The sequence below is a fragment of the Nonomuraea rhizosphaerae genome, assembly GCF_019396405.1.
GTDB lineage: Bacteria > Actinomycetota > Actinomycetes > Streptosporangiales > Streptosporangiaceae > Nonomuraea > Nonomuraea rhizosphaerae.
The window spans coordinates 19,052-36,335 of the sequence record NZ_JAHKRL010000489.1 but is presented as its reverse complement, the minus strand read 5'-3'; the positions used below and the strand labels follow the sequence as shown (position 1 = coordinate 36,335).

11 protein-coding genes are annotated in these 17,284 nt (G+C 68.9%); 1 reads left to right on the top strand and 10 read right to left on the bottom strand.

Annotation, left to right across the window (positions count from 1 at the left end):
* Nucleotides 1–395 precede the first annotated feature (395 nt).
* Nucleotides 396–1,991 carry an FAD-dependent monooxygenase gene (locus KME77_RS25615; protein WP_219471494.1) on the top strand — a complete coding sequence of 532 codons (1,596 nt, stop codon included), beginning with the start codon at nt 396–398 and terminating at the stop codon, nt 1,989–1,991.
* Between the two features lie 375 nt (nt 1,992–2,366).
* On the opposite strand, the gene KME77_RS25610 is transcribed toward KME77_RS25615, so the two are convergent.
* The 10 genes from KME77_RS25610 to KME77_RS25565 all read right to left on the bottom strand — a co-directional run bounded on the left by KME77_RS25610 (nt 2,367) and on the right by KME77_RS25565 (nt 17,240).
* Nucleotides 2,367–3,320: a hypothetical protein gene (locus KME77_RS25610; RefSeq protein WP_219471493.1), complete on the bottom strand. Its 954-nt coding sequence runs from the start codon at nt 3,318–3,320 to the stop codon at nt 2,367–2,369.
* A 97-nt stretch (nt 3,321–3,417) separates the two neighbouring features.
* Nucleotides 3,418–4,599, bottom strand: a complete 1,182-nt coding sequence (locus KME77_RS25605) for a hypothetical protein (RefSeq protein WP_219471492.1) — start codon at nt 4,597–4,599, stop codon at nt 3,418–3,420.
* A 222-nt stretch (nt 4,600–4,821) separates the two neighbouring features.
* Complete coding sequence (locus tag KME77_RS25600) at nt 4,822–6,534, bottom strand: ABC transporter family substrate-binding protein (RefSeq protein ID WP_219471491.1); 1,713 nt, start codon at nt 6,532–6,534, stop codon at nt 4,822–4,824.
* Nucleotides 6,531–8,585, bottom strand: a complete 2,055-nt coding sequence (locus KME77_RS25595; protein ID WP_219471490.1) for an ABC transporter ATP-binding protein — start codon at nt 8,583–8,585, stop codon at nt 6,531–6,533. Before KME77_RS25595 ends, KME77_RS25600 begins: the two co-directional genes overlap by 4 nt.
* On the bottom strand, nt 8,582–9,421 hold the full coding sequence (locus KME77_RS25590) for an ABC transporter permease (protein ID WP_219471489.1): 840 nt from the start codon (nt 9,419–9,421) through the stop codon (nt 8,582–8,584). The genes KME77_RS25595 and KME77_RS25590 overlap by 4 nt, the downstream gene beginning before the upstream one ends.
* Nucleotides 9,422–10,399 carry an ABC transporter permease gene (locus tag KME77_RS25585; RefSeq protein WP_219471488.1) on the bottom strand — a complete coding sequence of 326 codons (978 nt, stop codon included), beginning with the start codon at nt 10,397–10,399 and terminating at the stop codon, nt 9,422–9,424. It lies immediately after the preceding gene.
* A 146-nt stretch (nt 10,400–10,545) separates the two neighbouring features.
* Nucleotides 10,546–12,258 (bottom strand): malto-oligosyltrehalose trehalohydrolase, encoded by a 1,713-nt coding sequence (gene treZ / locus KME77_RS25580; RefSeq protein ID WP_219471487.1) that lies wholly within the window; start codon nt 12,256–12,258, stop codon nt 10,546–10,548.
* Nucleotides 12,248–14,383, bottom strand: coding sequence for a malto-oligosyltrehalose synthase (gene treY / locus KME77_RS25575; protein ID WP_219471486.1), 2,136 nt, complete (start codon nt 14,381–14,383; stop codon nt 12,248–12,250). Before treY ends, treZ begins: the two co-directional genes overlap by 11 nt.
* A complete protein-coding gene (glgX, locus tag KME77_RS25570) occupies nt 14,376–16,469 on the bottom strand; it encodes a glycogen debranching protein GlgX (protein WP_219471485.1) in 2,094 nt (697 codons plus the stop codon). The genes treY and glgX overlap by 8 nt, the downstream gene beginning before the upstream one ends.
* 216 nt (nt 16,470–16,685) lie before the next feature.
* On the bottom strand, nt 16,686–17,240 hold the full coding sequence (locus KME77_RS25565; RefSeq protein ID WP_219471484.1) for a hypothetical protein: 555 nt from the start codon (nt 17,238–17,240) through the stop codon (nt 16,686–16,688).
* Between the last annotated feature and the right edge of the window lie 44 nt (nt 17,241–17,284).

Below are 17,284 nucleotides of genomic sequence, written 5' to 3'. Positions count from 1 at the left end.
AGGCACCACCCCACCACCCCTCCACCGCTCCGCCACCCCTTACCCCCACCCCCGCCGCCGCTCCACAGGCCCACAGGCCCACCGGTCCGCCGGTCCGCCGGTCCGCCGCCAGCTCTGCCCCACCACCGCTTCGCTCTCCCACCCGTAGGCGAGACCCGTGGGAGTGTTCAGCGCTCGTAGGCGGATCGCCAGCCGAAAGATCGTTTTCCCTAGAAGTAGCACGCTCGCCGCCCTCCGCAGACTGCAGATCCACCGTTCTCCGGTCGGCCCAGACCCGCAGACGGCTAGCCGATATCGAGATATGTCTTGACCAGTCCCTCCGACGCGACATATCGTGTCGCACGATCGATAACGCGATATGTCGCGTCGTGTCGTGCCGTACCGGAGGTGGAGAGATGCATGAGCGAGTGCCCGTCCTGGTGGTCGGCGGAGGCTATGCCGGGCTGAGTGCGGCGACGATGCTGGCGTGGCGCGGGGTGCCCGTCATGCTGGTCGAGCGGCATCCCAGCACGTCGATCCAGCCCAAGGCGTTCGGCATGGGGCCGCGAGCCGTGGAGCTGCTGCGTCCCGTGCCCGGGATCGAGCAGGAGCTGCGGGAGATCTGGGCGGGCATCGGCGACGGCATGCGCATCGCGATCGGATCCAGCCTGAGCGACCCGAACCCGCACATGATCATCACCGACGAGCAGGAGGAGATGTCGTTCCTCGCCGACATCACGCCCGCCGCGCAGGTGGGCGCCCCGCAGGCCGAGGTGGAGCGGGTGCTGCGCGCCAAGGCCGAAGAATTGGGCGCTGACCTGCGCTTCTCCACCGAGCTGATCTCGCTGGAACAGGACCCCGAGGGCGTCACCGCAGTGATCAGAGCCGACGGCGTCGACAGCGTCGTACGAGCTGACTACGTGGTGGCCGCCGACGGGTACCGCAGCCCGCTCCGCACCCAGTTGGCCATCCCCACCGCGGGCAAGGGCGAACTCGGGCAGATGTGCTCGATCATGTTCGACGCCGACCTTTCCGGCTTGGTGCGGGAGCGTGAGGTGACGCTCTGGTACCTGCAGAACGACGTGTTCACCGGCGTCATCGTGACCGGCACAGGCGTCGGGATGCACGTGGTGGGCGTCAACTTCGATCCCGCCAAGGGCGAGAGCGCGGCCGACTTCACCGAGAAGCGCTGCGTCGAGCTGGTACGGGTGGCGACCGGCATCCCCGACCTGGACGTGCAGGTGCTGGACACGGCCACGTTCGCCATGGCCCACATCACGGCGGACCGCTACCGCGACGGCCGGGTGTTCCTGGCCGGCGACGCGGCGCACACGATGCCGCCGACCGGTGGTCAGGGCGGGAGCACGGCGCTCCAGGACGGCTGCGACATCGCCTGGCGGCTGTGGCTGGTGGCGACGGGGCAGGCCGGGACGGGGTTCCTGGACACGTACGACGCCGAGCGCCGCCCGATCGGCACGCTGACGGCCGACGCCCAGCTGGCGAACCTGGGGGTTCGCATGCCTCCCGCGATGCGCACCGACTACCCGGAGCCGCTCGAAGACCCCATCGCGGCCATGATCGGATATCGCTACCACTCCACCGCGATCCTGGAGGAGCCCGGAGACGACGGGTCGCTCCTGGAGGATCCACGCGTGCCGATCGGACGCCCCGGCAGCCGCGCGCCACACGTGGAGCTCGACTGGGACGGGCAGCTGATCTCGACGATCGACCTGTTCGGAGCCGGGTTCGTCCTGATCGCCGGGTCGGCGGGGCAGCCGTGGATGGACGCGGGACGGCTGGTGAAGGAGCGGCTGCGGGTCGGGCTCACCCGCGTGCTGGTGGACGAGGAGCTGATGGACGTCAACGCCCAATGGGCGGACAGGTACGGCGTGAGCAGGGGCGGCGCCGTCCTCATCCGACCGGACGGGTACGTCGCCTGGCGCTCCCCCGACGCCGTCGCGGATCCGGCGAGCACGCTGGAACAGGTCCTCAGGCAGATCCTCAGCCGCTGAAGGACCCGACGAACCCAACGGGCTCGACGGGCGCCTGAGCGGCCTCACCCGCAACCGCCCCGATCCGCTCCTTCGCGCCTCTTACGCTCGAACGATCACATATCTGGCCAGGCTTCGTTCATGGCTCCTCCGCTCGGAGGAGCCGTAACTGACCGGTCCACCGGACGCTGATACCCGTAGCTGACCGATCCGCCGCCCCCGGACCTCTCCCGTCTGCAGCGCGACAATTGCGCGGGCAGCAGCGGTCCGGACTGCGCGCGACCAGTGCCGGCGACTCCCCCGACCAGCTCACCCACACCCCAGCCGTCGTGGGACCGCAAACCTGCCCCCACGCCCCACCCCCGCCCGCCCGTCCCCGAAGAAACACCCCCCGTATCAGTAGCTGGCGATCAGTTGCTCCCGTTCATCCACCAAAGCCCTGTACTGCCCCTCCAACTGCGTCCGACGCCGGGACAGCCTCTGCAACGCCTCGTCCACCCACTGGGCCATCGCGGCGACCGCGTCGCGGGTCCGGTTGATGCGCTGGTGCTTGAGTGCGTCCGTGATGATGTTGTCGAAGAACGTGTCCGCGAACCAGCGCGTGTCCACCTTGGGAAGCTGCAGGTCGGTGGTCCACCCGATGTCCGCCAGCTCCCGCGAGAACACGTCCAGCGCCCGCTGGGCGTGCCAGGCCGCCTGGTCGGCCCTGGTCAGATGGCCGTGTTCGACCATGTCGGCCAGTCCGCCTCCGCCGAACAGGTCCCAGGTGGATGCGCCCTGCGCCTTGCCCAGCAGCCTCAGCACGATGCTCAGCGCCTCGCCCGCCGCCGTGCCCGCGCGGATGGCCTCGCCGTACTCCCGCAGGTCGGCCTGGGTGTCGGCCAGCTTCTGCGCCGTCCTGGCCAGTTGCAGCCCGCGCGGGTCGCCCACATCGATCAGCAGCCGCTCCTTGTCGGCGAGGATCTTCCTGTACGCCTCGGGCGCGCCTGAGACGGCGGCCAGTTCGCGTTCGGTGGTCTTGAGGTCGGCGGTCAGCTCCTCGAGCCTGCGCCGCTGGCCGTGGAGCCGGTCCAACGCCGCCTCGGCCTCGGCCCGTTCCCTGGTCAGGCGCTCGTCCCTGGGCCCCGAGAACGGGCTCATGATCCCGGCCAGGAAGCCGCCGAGCCTGCCCTCCAGCCGGGCGACGTCGCGCTCTTCCTTGACCGATTGGGTCTCCAGCTCACCGATCAGCGCAGTGACCTCACGGGCCTGGAGGGTTATGGTCTTCCGCCTGGAGGCCAGGTGCTCGAATTGGCGAACCTGCTCGCGTGACTCTCGCAGTTTGCGGTCAATGTCGTCGAAAGCGTCCACATGGGTTCTACGAATGGCGATCGTACGGTGTTCCTGGCACGTGCCACGTTCAGGTGCGTCCATTGCCGTTGCCCCTGCCGGTTGCCGCCTTGCCCGTCTATGCGGCCAGGACGGATGAGGGGTCGGTCAGGTCGTAGCCGGCCGCGTGGGAGGCGGCGGCTGCGGGGCGTTGGGTGGCGCAGAGCCAGTCGTTGAGTGAGCCGGTGAACCCCAGCGGCGGGCCCACCTTGAGGTGGGTGACCCGGCGAGCGGGAGGGGGTGTGGCGAGGGCGAGCGGGCTGGTGATCTGTGGCGATCCAGGGGCCAGGGCCACACGGGCGAGCCGGTCGGGGCCCGTGCGGGGCGCCGGGACGCGGCGGGCGGCCTGGGCCGTGGGCGGTGGGGCGACTTTCAGGCGGGTGACGCGGCCGTGGGCGGCCGGGTCCGTGTCGCAGGGGGTCAGGCGGACGGTGAACGGGGAGCCGGCGCGCTCGTCCGGTGAGAGCGGGGCTTCTATGCGCAGGTGATCGTCGATCAGGCGCTCCCCGGTGTCCGGGTGGGTGGCGAGGTAGGACAGGTGGTCGGTGACCAGCCGGTGGGCCACCCGGCGCAGGAGGCCGGTGGCGCACAGGCTGTGGGCGCAGGCCGCGCCGTCGAGGGTGATCTCGGGCAGGGCGAAACGGTGCAGGCCACGGGAGGTGACCCGGAGGCAGTCGCAGGCGCCCGTGTCGGCCGGGTCCCACGGCGGGCAGGTGGCGTCGGCGTGCACCTGGACGTCCCAGCCGAGCCAGTCGTCGGCGAGCCGGAAGCCGTGCGGCTCATCCGCCATGTCGAAGGGAAGAGGGCCGGCCGGCCGGGAGCTCGGTGGCACGGGGACGACGGCGCCGGCGGCGGTGAAGGAAGAGGACGAGCATGGGGGGCAGCCGCGGAGCGTGATCCCCGTCAACGGGTCGATGACCAGGCCGCCGCACTCGCGGGCGAGCGCACGAGCCGTGGCGCGGGCCAGTTGGACGCTCGTGGGAAGGCCGGGCAAGGGCGCCGTCGATGACACCACCACGTGCTCGCGAGCCCTCCGCAGCAGATGCCGCTCCTCGACGCTGAGCGTGACGCCGTTCGGTTTCCAGGGGGCGGGGTGGTGGGTGACGGTCAGAAGCGCGGTGCCGAGCACGGCGTTGGCCGCCCGTCTGTACGGCACGCCGACCCGCCATGGCACGAACGACTCGACGTCGAAGGGGCCACGCTCGACGGGCACGACGAAGTGCGAGGTCAGCCGGGCGGGAAGAGGAAGAGCGATCTTCATGGGTGCCTCCGGGAGTGCGGTGAGGCACTCAGGATCCGCGATCGGGGCCGGACGCCGAGCAGCCGAACGCGGTTCTGGGGACAAGCAGCGAAATCCACGCCGCCCCTGTGGATAACCAGGGGGTTGACGCCCCGATCCTGTGGATAACTCCAAACTCTGTGGATAACTCGGCAAAAGAAGGTCCCGGCCAGGCGACCCAGCCGGGACCCACCGGACAGACGGTCAGCCGGTGAACCCGACCCCCGTCCAGTCGATGCTCGAGAACCCCTTGGCCCCGTAGTTGGCCAGGGTCTGCTTCACCGCCACGATCTGCGGCCGCTGGTAAAGGGGCAGCGTGTGCACCTCGTCCCAGATCATCTTGTCCGCCTCGTTGGCGTACCCGATGGCCTTGTCCGGGTCCATCTCGCCCCCGGCCTGCGCCATCTTGGCGTCGAGCTCGGGCGTGCCGATGCGCGGGAAGTTGCTGCCGAAGTTGTCCTTGCTGGCCGGCGTCTTGTAGATCTGCGCCAGGCCGGGGATCGGGAACGGCGTCCCCAGCCACGAGAACGGCGCGATGTCGAAGTCACCCGGGATCAGGTGGTCGACGTCCCACGTGTCGTCCGGCACCGAGTTGATCGAGACCTTGACGCCGATCTCCTTCAGCATCGCCTGCGTCAGCTCGCCCTCCTGCTTGGCGGAGGTGGAGGAGGCCGGGATCATGAAGTTGAGGTTGAGCTCCTTGCCGTCCTTCTTGCGGACGTCACCGTCGAGCTTCCAGCCGGCCGCGTCGAGGAGCTGCTTGGCCTTCTCCGGGTTGTACGCGCCGAAGTCGCCGGAGTTGTCCACGTACCCCTTCTGCGTGTTCATGAAGATGTGGTTGTTCAGCGCCTGGACCGGCCAGTCCATGTCCTTGAGGTCGGACTGGATGATGGCGTCCCGGTTGATGCCGTAGTACACGATCGCCTGGCGGACGTTCTTGTCCTTCAGCAGTTCGCTGGAGCCGTTGATGGTGAAGTGACGCCAGTCGGGGCCGGCGGCGGTGCGGATCTGGGCGTTCGGCACCTCTTTGGCACGCTTGAGGTTGGCCGCGTTGACCGACACCTTGTAGGCGTCGATCTCGCCGTTGGCGAAGGCGTTCGGGGTGGCGTTGTCGTCCAGCGCCCGGAAGATGACCTTGTCGAGCTTGGCCTTGCGGCCCCACCAGTTGTCGTCGCGGACGAACGTGACGGTCTTGGACGTGGCGTCGATCGAGTCGAACTTGAACGACCCGGCCGTCGCCGGCATCTTGCTGATCCAGCCCTTGTTGAAGGCCTCGGGCGTCTCGTTCGTGGCGGCCGGGTAGAGCGGGCTGAACAGGCCCTTCCAGTCCGGGTACGTCTTGTCGAAGGTGACCACGACGTCCTTGTCGGTCGCGCCCTTCTCCACCGAGGAGATCCGGTCGTAGCCGTCGGTCGAGGACACCTGGTACTTCTTGTCGGACCCGTTCAGCGCCTTCCACTGCGCGACGAGGTCCTTGTACGTGATCGGCGTGCCGTCCGACCAGGCGGCCTTCTCGTTCAGCTGGTACGTGACGACCTGCTTGCCGCCGGTCGTCCCGACCTTCCACGAGGTGACGTAGTCGGGAGCGTTCGTGACCGTGGCGTTCTCGTCCGCGAGACCCATCGTCGGCATGATCAGCTCGACCACGTCGCCGACGTCGGACTGGGTGCCGTTGACCTGGTTGTAGTTCCACTGGGTCTTGAACTGGGTCATCGCCAGCTTGAGCGTGCCGCCGTCCTTGACCTGGGCGTAATCGACGTCCCCCATGGAGCGCTTGGGCAGGTTCGCGGCCTGCTCCTGCGCCTGCTGGGACGACTCGGCGTCCGGCTTGGACGAGCCGCCGCCTCCACCGCCACAGGCCGCGACAGCCAGAGCCAGCACGGCGATCCCCGCCGTGGCCTTGTACCGAACCTTCACTTTTCCTCCTGATCGTCCGAGGCCGTGATGACCTCGATCTCCTCCGCGTAATGGCAGGCGGCACCGTGATCGCGGGCCTGCCGTACGACCGAGGGTTCTTCCTCCACGCACCGCCGCCGCTGCGACTCCGGGAGCCGCGCGAAAAGGGGGCAACGGGTGCGGAACCGGCAGCCCGACGGCGGATCGGCCGGGCTGGGCAGGTCTCCTTCGAGCAGGATCCGCTTGCGGGAGCGTTCCATCGCCGGATCGGGCAGCGGGATCGCCGACAGCAGCGCCTGCGTGTACGGGTGCGCGGGCCGGTCGTAGACGTTCTCCACCGTGCCGATCTCGGCGATCCTGCCCAGGTACATGACGGCCACGCGGTCGGCGAGGTGCCGCACCACGGCCAGGTCGTGCGCCACGAACAGGTACGACAGCCCGAGCCGCGCCTTCAGCGAGTCGAGCAGGTTGATCACGCCCGCCTGGATGGACACGTCGAGCGCGGACACCGGCTCGTCGAGCACGAGCAGCTTGGGCTCCAGCGCGAGCGCGCGGGCGATGCCGATGCGCTGGCGCTGGCCGCCGGAGAAGTGCTGCGGGTAGCGGCCGGCGTCCGCGGGCGACAGGCCGACGAGTTCGAGCAGCTCATCCACCCTGTCGGGGAAGCCGTGCGCGCGCAGCGGCTCGGCGATGATGTCGCCGACGGGCATGCGCGGGTCGAGCGCGGCCATCGGGTCCTGGAAGACGATCTGCAGATCGCGCCGGAGCGCTTTCCGAGCGCTTCTGTCCAGGTTCGCGCTGTCCTTGCCGAGCACGACGACCCGGCCGTCCTGGGGCGCCTCCAGCTGCATGATCTGCTGGAGCGTGGTGGTCTTGCCGCAGCCGGACTCGCCGACCAGGGCCAGCGTCTCGCCCTCGGCGATGTCGAAGGAGATGCCGTCCACCGCGTACACGGTGCCGACGCGGCGCTTGAAGACCGAGCCCTTCATCAGCGGGTAGTGCCTGACGAGGCCGTCGAGCTCCAGGACGGTGGACCGTTCGGCGCGCGGCACCCGTACGAGCTCGTCCGCGGGAATCACCGGCACCGGGAACACGTCCGCGCCGGTCAGCCCCTTGTCCTCGATCTCGCGCGAGCGGATGCAGGCGACCTGCCGGCCGCCGCCGACGGCGGTCAGGTCCGGCTCCTCGTCGTCGCACGCGTCCACCTTCATCGGGCAGCGCGGCGCGAACGGGCAGCCGGGCGGCAGCGCCCTCGGCGAGGGCGGGCTGCCCTCGATCGGCACGAGCGGCCCCTCCTCGCCGTCGATCCTGGGGATCGAGGCGAGCAGCCCCATCGTGTACGGCATGCGCGGCCGGTAGTAGATGTCGTCCACCGGCCCCTGCTCGACCGGTCTGCCCGCGTACATCACCAGCACCCGGTCGGCCATCCCCGCCACGACGCCCAGATCGTGGGTGATCATCACAATGCCGGCGCCCGTCTCGCGTTGAGCGGTCTTGAGCACTTCGAGCACCTGTGCCTGGATCGTGACGTCGAGCGCGGTGGTCGGCTCGTCGCAGATCAGCAGGTCGGGGTCGTTGGCGATGGCCATGGCGATCATCGCGCGCTGCCGCATGCCGCCGGAGAACTCGTGCGGGAACGACCGGGCCCGCACGTCGGGGTGCGGGATGCCGACCAGGTCGAGCAGCTCGACGGCCTGGCGGGCGGCCTTGTCCTTGCCGATCCGCTGGTGAACGCGGACGGCCTCGGCGATCTGGTCGCCGATGGTGTAGACGGGGGTGAACGCGGACAGCGGGTCCTGGAAGATCATGCTGATCGCCTTGCCGCGCACCTTGATCAGGTCGTCCTCGCGCATGCCGAGCAGCTCGCGCCCGTGGAGCTTGACCGAGCCGCTGACCTGGGCGTTCTCCGGCAGCAGGCCCATGACGGCGAGCGAGGTCACCGACTTGCCCGACCCGGACTCGCCGACGATGCCGAGCACCTCGCCGCGCGAGACCTCGTAGCTGACGCCGCGCACGGCCTCGATGCCGCCAGCGAACGTGACGGTCAGGTCCTTCACCTCGAGCAGGCTCATCGGGTGCTCCCCGGGTCGAGTGCGTCACGCAGGCCGTCGCCGATGAGGTTCACGCTCAGCACCAGCAGCACGAGCAGGCCCGCGGGGAAGAAGAACAGCCATGGGTAGACCACGGCCTTGTCGCTGCCGGCCGCGATGAGCGTGCCGAGCGACACGTCGGGCGGCTGCACGCCGAAGCCGAAGTACGACAGCGAGGTCTCGCCGAGGATCGCGCCGCTGACGTTGAGGGTCGCGTCGATGATCAGCAGCGAGGACAGGTTCGGCAGCACGTGCCGCAGGATGATCCGCCAGCCGGGGATGCCCATGTAGCGGGCGGCCAGGACGTACTCCCGCTCGCGCAGCGACAGCGTCATGCTGCGCACCACGCGCGAGGTGATCATCCACCCGAAGACGGCCAGCAGCACCACCAGCCACAGCCACGAGGCGTTCTTCAGCCGGGGCGAGATGACCGCCACGACCAGGAACGACGGCAGCACCAGCAGCAGGTCCACGCACCACGTCATGGCCCGGTCGAGCCAGCCGCCGAAGTACCCGGCCGACGCGCCGACCAGGGCGGCCAGGCCGGTGGAGATCACCGCGACGAGCAGGCCGATCACGATCGACTTCTGCATGCCGTGGAGGGTGACGGCGTAGATGTCCTGGCCGATCTGGTTCGTGCCCCACCAGTGGTCGGCCGAGGGCGCGCTCAGGAAGCTGAGGAAGTCCTTCTCGCTCCAGTCATGGGCCCCGATGTACGGACCGAAGTACGCGAGCACGACCAGCAGGGCGAGTGCGATCAGCCCGTACCGTGCCTGGCGGTTGGCCAGCAACCGCCGCAGAACGACCTTGTTGCGCATCTAGCTCACCCGCACCCGGGGGTCGAGCGCGGCCACGATCACGTCGGACAGGAAGCCGGCGATAAGGATGCAGACGGCGGCGAACAGGTTCACGGCGGCGACCGAGTTGACGTCGTTGGTGTAGATCGAGTCGACCAGCCAGGCGCCCATGCCGTGCCAGCCGAAGATCTTCTCGGTGAAGGTCGCGCCGGTCAGCAGCGTGCCGAAGGCGAACGCGAAGTACGTCGCGGCCGGGATCAGCGCGGTGCGCAGCGCGTGCTTGAACAGCGCGGTGCGGCGGCGCAGCCCCTTGGCCATGGCCGTGCGGACGAAGTCCTGGCCGAGCACGTCGAGCATCATGTTGCGCTGGATGCGGCTGTAGTAGGCGATCTGTCCGAGACAGAGCGAGATCGTGGGCAGGATCAGGTGGTTGAGCCGGTTCGCGAGCTGGTCCAAGCCGGTCAGCGTGGGGTTGTACTCGCCGGTGTACTCGATCAGCGTGCTACCGGCGGCCCGGTTGAGCCCCACGACGCCGATCATGAGCATGGTGGCGACCACGAACACCGGGATCGCCATGATCACGAACGAGCTGACGCCGATCACCCGGTCGCTGACCCGGTACTGGCGGATCGCCGCCCACGCCCCGACCATGACGCCGAGGGCGGAGCCGAGCACGGTGCCGATGAACAGCAGGCGCAGGCTGACGCCGATCCTGCGGCCCATCTCGTCGTTGACCGAGCCGCCCTCCCAGGTCTTGCCGAAGTCGCCGTGGACGACTCCGGCCGCCCAGGTGCCGTACCGCTGCAGCAAGGGGGTCTTGTCGTTGATGTTCGCGTCGTCGAGCGCCGCGTCCACCACCTCGACGGCGGGCGCCGGGTTGCGGCCGGCGAAGTTGGCGCGAGGGTGGAGGCTGCTCGCGGCCAGCAGGTACGCCAGGCTCGCCGCCACGGCGACCAGGATGAGATTGACCGCGAACCTGCGCAGCAGGTACTTCCCCATCACCCTCCGTCCGGAATGAACGGGGGTCAGAAATGGAGGACGCCCCCGCGACGAAAACGCCCGCAGCCGAGCTCACAGCTGTTTCGGGCGACCGTTGCGAGAATATCGGGCAAAACGTAACGCTGAGTTACGTTTGACTTTGCTGGTCAACCACCCGATCTGAAGATGGCCAGACTTTGACCAGGCAGCCTGACACCGTCTTGACCAGCACTAACAGGCTCGTCCGAGGCCAGCAGAGCGACTCCGACGGACAGCGGCAATGCCACAGAATCTGGACAAAAATTTACGGTAACGCACAGTGACCCACGCCACATGACCAGCCATTTCCCGGCCGGATCGAACTCTACCCGGACGTTGTCAAAGCGCGGGTCAGACAGTTCGGGCAGCGCTTTACGCAACGCGATGAGATCCCGGTACCAGCACAGCAGGGACCAGTGGATCTCCTGCTTCAGCTCGTCCCAGTCGAGCTTCGAGCGCAGGAACGACTCCTCGTGCGACGGGTCCGGCGCCTCCCACGCGTAGCCGAAACCGTCGAACTCCTTCTCCCTGCGCCCGCCCTCGCTGTCGCGCAGGTGCGCCTCGACGTGGTCGGAGAAGAACAGGAAGGGCGAGCTGGCCCCCCACTCCTCCCCCATGAACAGCATCGGCGTGAACGGCGAGGTCAGCAGCAGCCCCGTGCCGAGCTTGAGCGCCGCGAGCGGCAGCCGGTCACCGGCGGGCCGGTTGCCGATCTGGTCGTGGTTCTGCAGGCAGGCGACGAGCCGGTGGCCGGGGATCCCGCCGTACGGGGCGCCGTGCGAGCGGCCGCGGAAGCTGGACCAGCCCCCGTCGTGCACGACGCCGTGGGTCAGGACCTTGGCCAGCGCGGACAGGTCGGCGAAGTCCTCGTAGTAGCCGTGGCGCTCGCCGCTGACCGCGCAGTGCAGCGCGTGGTGGACGTCGTCGTCCCACTGCGCCGTCATCCCGAGGCCACCGGCGTCCAGCGAGGTGACCATACGCGGATCGTTCAGGTCGGACTCGGCGATGAGGGACAGCGACCGGCCCACCGCGCACGACAGCGCGTCCACCTCGCCGGACAGCTCGGCCAGCAGGTGGGTGGCCCGCTTGTCGTGCAGCGCGTGGACGGCGTCGAGCCGCAGCCCGTCGATGTGGTAGTCGCGCAGCCACTGCAGCGCGTTCTCGACGAAGTAGCGGCGCACCTCGTCCGAGCCCGATCCGTCGAGGTTGACCGCCTCGCCCCAGTAACTCCCGGCGAAGCCGGCGAAGTACGGTCCGAACGGATGCAGGAAGTTTCCCGAAGGTCCGAGGTGGTTGTAGACGACGTCCAGGATGACGCCGATGCCCGCTCTGTGGCAGGCGTCCACGAATGCCTTGAGGCCGTCGGGGCCGCCGTACGTCTCGTTGACCGCGTACAGGTCCACCCCGTCGTAGCCCCAGTTGCGCCCGCCCGGCACGGGGGCGACGGGCATGACCTCGGCGAAGTCCACGCCCAGCTCGACCAGGTGATCCAGCTTCCCGATCGCCGCCTCGAACGTGCCCTCCTCGGTGAACGTCCCGATGTGCAGCTCGTAGATCACCGCGCCGCGCAGGTCACGGCCCTTCCAGTCGTGGTCGGACCAGGTGTAGCGGTCGTGCTCGTAGACGGCGCTCGGCCCGAAGACGCCCTCGGGCTGCCTGAGCGAGCGCGGGTCGGGGTACGGGCCGTCGCCGTCGAGCACGTACCGGTAGAGAGTTCCGTGCCCGGCCTGCGGCACCTCGGCCTTCCACCAGCCCCTTTCGGTGGCCGTCATCGCGTGGCGTCCGTCGAGCGCTTCGAGCTCCACGGACGTGGCCTTCGGTGCCCAAACCTCAAAGATCATGTCTCTCCAGCAACGCGACAGGATGGCGGCCCAGCAGGTGGGCCAGCGGGATGCGGCCGGTGTAACGGCCGCCGGTGAGCAGGTCACGCCAGCTTCCCGGGGGCAGGGTGAGCGTGGTGCCGCCCCAGCCACCGGCGCGGCGGGCCAGCCGTACGGGGAGCCGCGTGGCGACCGCGACCGCCTGCGGGGCGTCGCCGCGCGCGAAGGCGATCATGTGCTCGGCCGCCTCCCCCTCCGCCTGGAGCGGCGTGTACGGGGCCTCGGGGTCGAGCCGGCGGCGCAGCCTGAGCGCCTGGGTGGTCACCGCGAGCTTGGCCTCGTCCCAGGCGGAGGCCGGAGTCCGCTCGAACGTGACAGGTCGCCTGTTGTCCGGATCGACCAGGGAGAAGTCGGTCATCTCATTGCCCTGGTAGACGTCAGGGACGCCGGGCATCATGAGCTGGACCAGCTTGGCCCCGAGCGAGTTGACCATGGCGAAGCCGTCGACGCGCTCGGTGAACTCGCCGACCGGTTGCTTGACGGCCGCCACCGCGAAGTCGCGTAGCCGCTGCTCGTACCCCGGATCCGGATTTATCCAGGAAATGGCGGTCTTGGCCTCCCGAGCGGCCTTGAGCAGGTACTCCGTGAACCGCTCGCAGGAGATCGGCCACGCGGCCATGAGGTTCTGCCAGGCCAGGTAGTCGAGCTGAGGATCGAAGGGCACCGCCGCCGACCACTCCGACACCGCCCGCTCCCACTCCTCGGGCATCTCCGACAGCACGGACAGCCGGGCGCGCACGTCCTCCGAGCGCTTGGTGTCGTGCGTGGAGAGCGTGGTCATCGTGTACGGCCGCAGGTCACGGCAGAAGTCGTGGAAGTGCTCCACCGGGACGCCGAACCGGTCGGGCTCGCCGCCCACCTCGTTCAGGCAGGACAGCGGGTACCACCGGTACAGCGCCGTGTCCTCGACCCCCTTGGCCATGACCGGGCCGCAGGTCTGCTGGAAGCGCGTGATCGCGTCGGCCGGGCCGTACAGGACCTGCTCGACGAGCGGCCGCACGTCGGACGCGCAGGTCGCGGCGGCCTGCTCGACGATCGCCACCGACTCGGGCGGCGGCGGCTCGCCCGGCCCCACGTACGCCCGGTAGACCGGCATCGCGGCCAGCAGCTCGGCGATCGCCTCCGGCTCGCAGCCCGTCGAGCGGGCCAGGCGGCGGATCTCGGCGCCGAAGAACAGGTCGATCACCTCGCGCTTGGCCCGCGCCATCACCGGGGCGTAGTCGCCGGGCTGCCCCGTCAGCCGGGTGAACAGCTCGACCAGCGGCTCCTTGCCCGCCGGGTCCACGAACAGGCCGTTGACCCGGTTCAGCACGTCATAGCCGGTGGTGCCCTCGCAGGCCCAGTCGGCGGGCAGCTGTTCCTCGCCGATCAGGATCTTCTCGACAACCGTCCACGCACCGCCCGCCCTGGTACGCAACCGATCGAGGTAGCCACGCGGATCGGCCAGCCCGTCCGGGTGGTCGACGCGCAAACCGTCGACCAGGCCCTCGTCGAGCAGCCAGAAGATCACCTCGTGCGTGGCGAACAGCACCGCCGGGTCCTCGACCCGCAGCCCGATCAGCGTCGAGACGTCGAAGAAGCGCCGGTAGCCGGGCCCCTGCCGCCAGTCGACCAGCCGGTAGTGCCCGGGATAGGGGAAGACGTGCTCGTGGTAGCGCAGCACGTCGCCGTCCACGACCGGCTCCACGTCGTCGCCGACGACCGGCAGCGCCACCTTCCCGTCCACCCACTCGATGTCGAACCAGCTCGCATAAGCAGAATCCGGGCCATCGGCGAGTACGGCCCAGAACTGGTCGTTCGTGGTGTTCATGTGATTGGGCACGATGTCGAGGATGACGCCCAGATCCTGCGCGGCCAGTCGCTCGGCCATCTCGCGGAACCCCTTGGCGCCGCCGAACTCCTCCCTGATCCGGGAGTGGTCCGTGACGTCGTAGCCGTGCAGGGAGGCCGGCGTGGCCTGGAGGATCGGCGACAGGTAGACATGGCTGACGCCCAGATCCCGCAGATACCCGGCGATCTCCCCGACCTGGGCGAACCCGAAGTCCGGCGTCAACTGCACCCGATAGGTCGAAACCGGTCTAGACACGGCGGAGCACCCGCACACTGCGACCAGGCACCGCGACCCCTTCCCCTGCTCGGCACATCCGGACGTCCACGGTGATCGGCATGGCGGTGTCGATCTCCGTGTGCCACATCTCCCCGTAGTCCTTGGGAATCGTGAACCTGATCGTGTCGTGGTGGGCGTTGAACAGCAGCAGGAACGAGTCGTCCCTGATCGGCCGGCCGCGCCGGTCCGGCTCGGTGATGGCCTCGCCGTTGAGGAAGACCGCCAGCGACTTCGCGTAGCCGACGTTCCAGTCGCCGTCGGTCATCTCCTCCCCTGCCGGGGTGAGCCAGGCGATGTCGGCCAGGCCGCGTACCGGTTTGCCGTAGAAGAAGCGCCTGCGCCGGAACACGGGGTGCTTCTTCCGCAGAGCGGCCAGTTTCTGGGTGAACTCCAGCATCAGCCAGTTCTCCCTGATGTCGGACCAGTCGACCCAGGTGAGCTCGTTGTCCTGGCAGTAGCCGTTGTTGTTGCCCTGCTGGGTGCGGCCCAGCTCGTCGCCGTGGGAGAGCATCGGCACGCCCTGCGACAGGAACAACGTGGTCAGGAAGTTGCGTTTCTGCTGCTCACGCAGCGATTCGATGGCGAGGTTCGCCGGGCCCTCCGCGCCGCAGTTCCACGACCGGTTGTCGTCGGTGCCGTCGCGGTTGCCCTCCTTGTTGTCCTCGTTGTGCTTGTCGTTGTACGAGACGAGGTCCTGGAGGGTGAAGCCGTCGTGGCAGGTGACGAAGTTGATCGAGGCCGCCGGGCGGCGGTTGTCGTCCTGGTAGAGGTCGCTCGACCCGGTGAACCTGGAGCCGAACTCCGGCAGCGTCGCCGGCTGCCCGCGCCACAGGTCGCGGATGGTGTCGCGGTAACGGCCGTTCCACTCGGTCCATCTGGAGGGGAAGTTGCCGACCTGGTAGCCGCCCGGCCCGACGTCCCAAGGCTCGGCGATCAGCTTGACCTGCGACAACACCGGGTCCTGCTGGACCAGGTCGAAGAACGCGCTCAGCCGGTCCACCTCGTGCAGCTCCCGGGCCAGGGTCGAGGCCAGGTCGAAGCGGAACCCGTCGACGTGCATCTCGATGACCCAGTAGCGGAGCGAGTCCATGATCATCTGAAGGGCGTGCGGTGAGCGCATCAACAGGCTGTTGCCCGTGCCGGTCGTGTCCAGGTAGTAACGCCTGTCCCCGTCGACCAGCCGGTAGTAGTTCGCATTGTCGATCCCCCTGAACGACAGCGTCGGCCCCAGATGGTTCCCCTCCGCCGTGTGGTTGTAAACCACGTCCAGGATGACCTCGATGCCCGCCTCGTGCAGCGCCCTGACCATGGCCTTGAACTCCGGCACCTGGCCGCCGCGCTGCCCCTGGCTGGAGTAGCGGTTGTGCGGGGCGAAGAAGCCGATCGAGTTGTAGCCCCAGTAGTTGGCCAGCCCGCGCTGCTCCAGGATGTCGTCGGTCACGTACTGGTGGACCGGCATGAGCTCGATCGCGGTCACGCCCAGCTTGGTCAGGTGATCGATGATCTCCGGGTGGCCGAGCGCCGCGTACGTGCCGCGGATGCGCTCGGGGATCTTCGGGTTGCTGATCGTCAGGCCGCGCACGTGCGCCTCGTAGATCACCGTGTCGTGGTACGGGGTGGCCGGCGGCCGGTCGTGCCCCCAGCCGAAGAACGGGTTGATCACGATGGAACGCGGGACGTACGGGGCGGAGTCCTCGTCGTTACGCGCGTCCGGCTGGCCGAAAGGGTAGCCGTACACCGCCTCGTTCCAGGTGACGCCGCCCTCGATCGCCGTGGCGTACGGGTCGATCAGCAGCTTGGAGGGGTTGCACCGCAGCCCCTTCGAGGGCTCGTACGGGCCGTGGACGCGGTAGCCGTACCGTTGACCCGGCCCGATGCCCGGCAGGTAACCGTGCCAGATGAACCCGTCCACCTCGGTGAGCGGCACCCTGGACTCGACGTTGTCATCGTCGAACAGACACAGCTCGACCTTGTCCGCGACCTCCGTGTACAGCGAGAAATTCGTGCCGGCCCCATCGTAGGTAGCCCCGAGAGGGTAGGGGTCTCCCGGCCAAGTTTCGATCATCGAGGCTCCCTCGCCGCTTTTCCCCATGTTCTGTTCCCCCGCTTCACCGGACAAGTCCGGCCTCTCTGATCATGGGGTCCTGCCCATCAAAAGATGAAACACGCCCTTTGTGATGGTTTTCACGACGGGAGCTACGGCAAGGCAGAGCAGGAGTTCCGGCAAAATTCACAGCGGCGAGCCGCCCCTGACGGCGCGGTATCAGAGGCGGCTCATGTTCTACAGCATCCCCCGGGCTGACCGAGGCTCATCCGGCACAGTCCTGTACGCACGGCCGCGCCGGACGATCTCCAGCAGCACCCAGTGCGGACTGTCGGCCTTCGGCCGCACGATCACCTCCGTGGCCCAGCAGGCGGTCGCGATGACGTCCCGGCCCTTCTCGACGGCCGACGCGGTGGTCCCGGCCCGGCACCACAGCCACACCCGCTCACCGAACGGCGCCGGAGCGCACCAGACGATGACCGGGATCTTGCCTCGCCGGCTGACGACGAACGCCTCGACGAGCCCTACACGGATCCGGTGCGCGGTGACCACGCACCGGATCCGCCCCCACGCCTCCGACCGCGCGGACGGCCAGAGGAGCGCCGCGGCGGGAACGACCACCACCGCCAGGGAGAAGGCACCGAAGGAGTCGACGACAGTGTTCGCGAGGAGTGGCAGCAGCGCGACCGCCGCGGCCTCGTACCGCCACCGCCAGAGCACGACCAGGGGGTTCGGCCGGGATATGGGGGTGGTGGCGCGGTTCAGCTCGTCGAGCAGGCGCCGCTCTACCATGGCCGCACGCGTCCCCGCCCCAGGCAGGCGCGGCACGTCCCCTG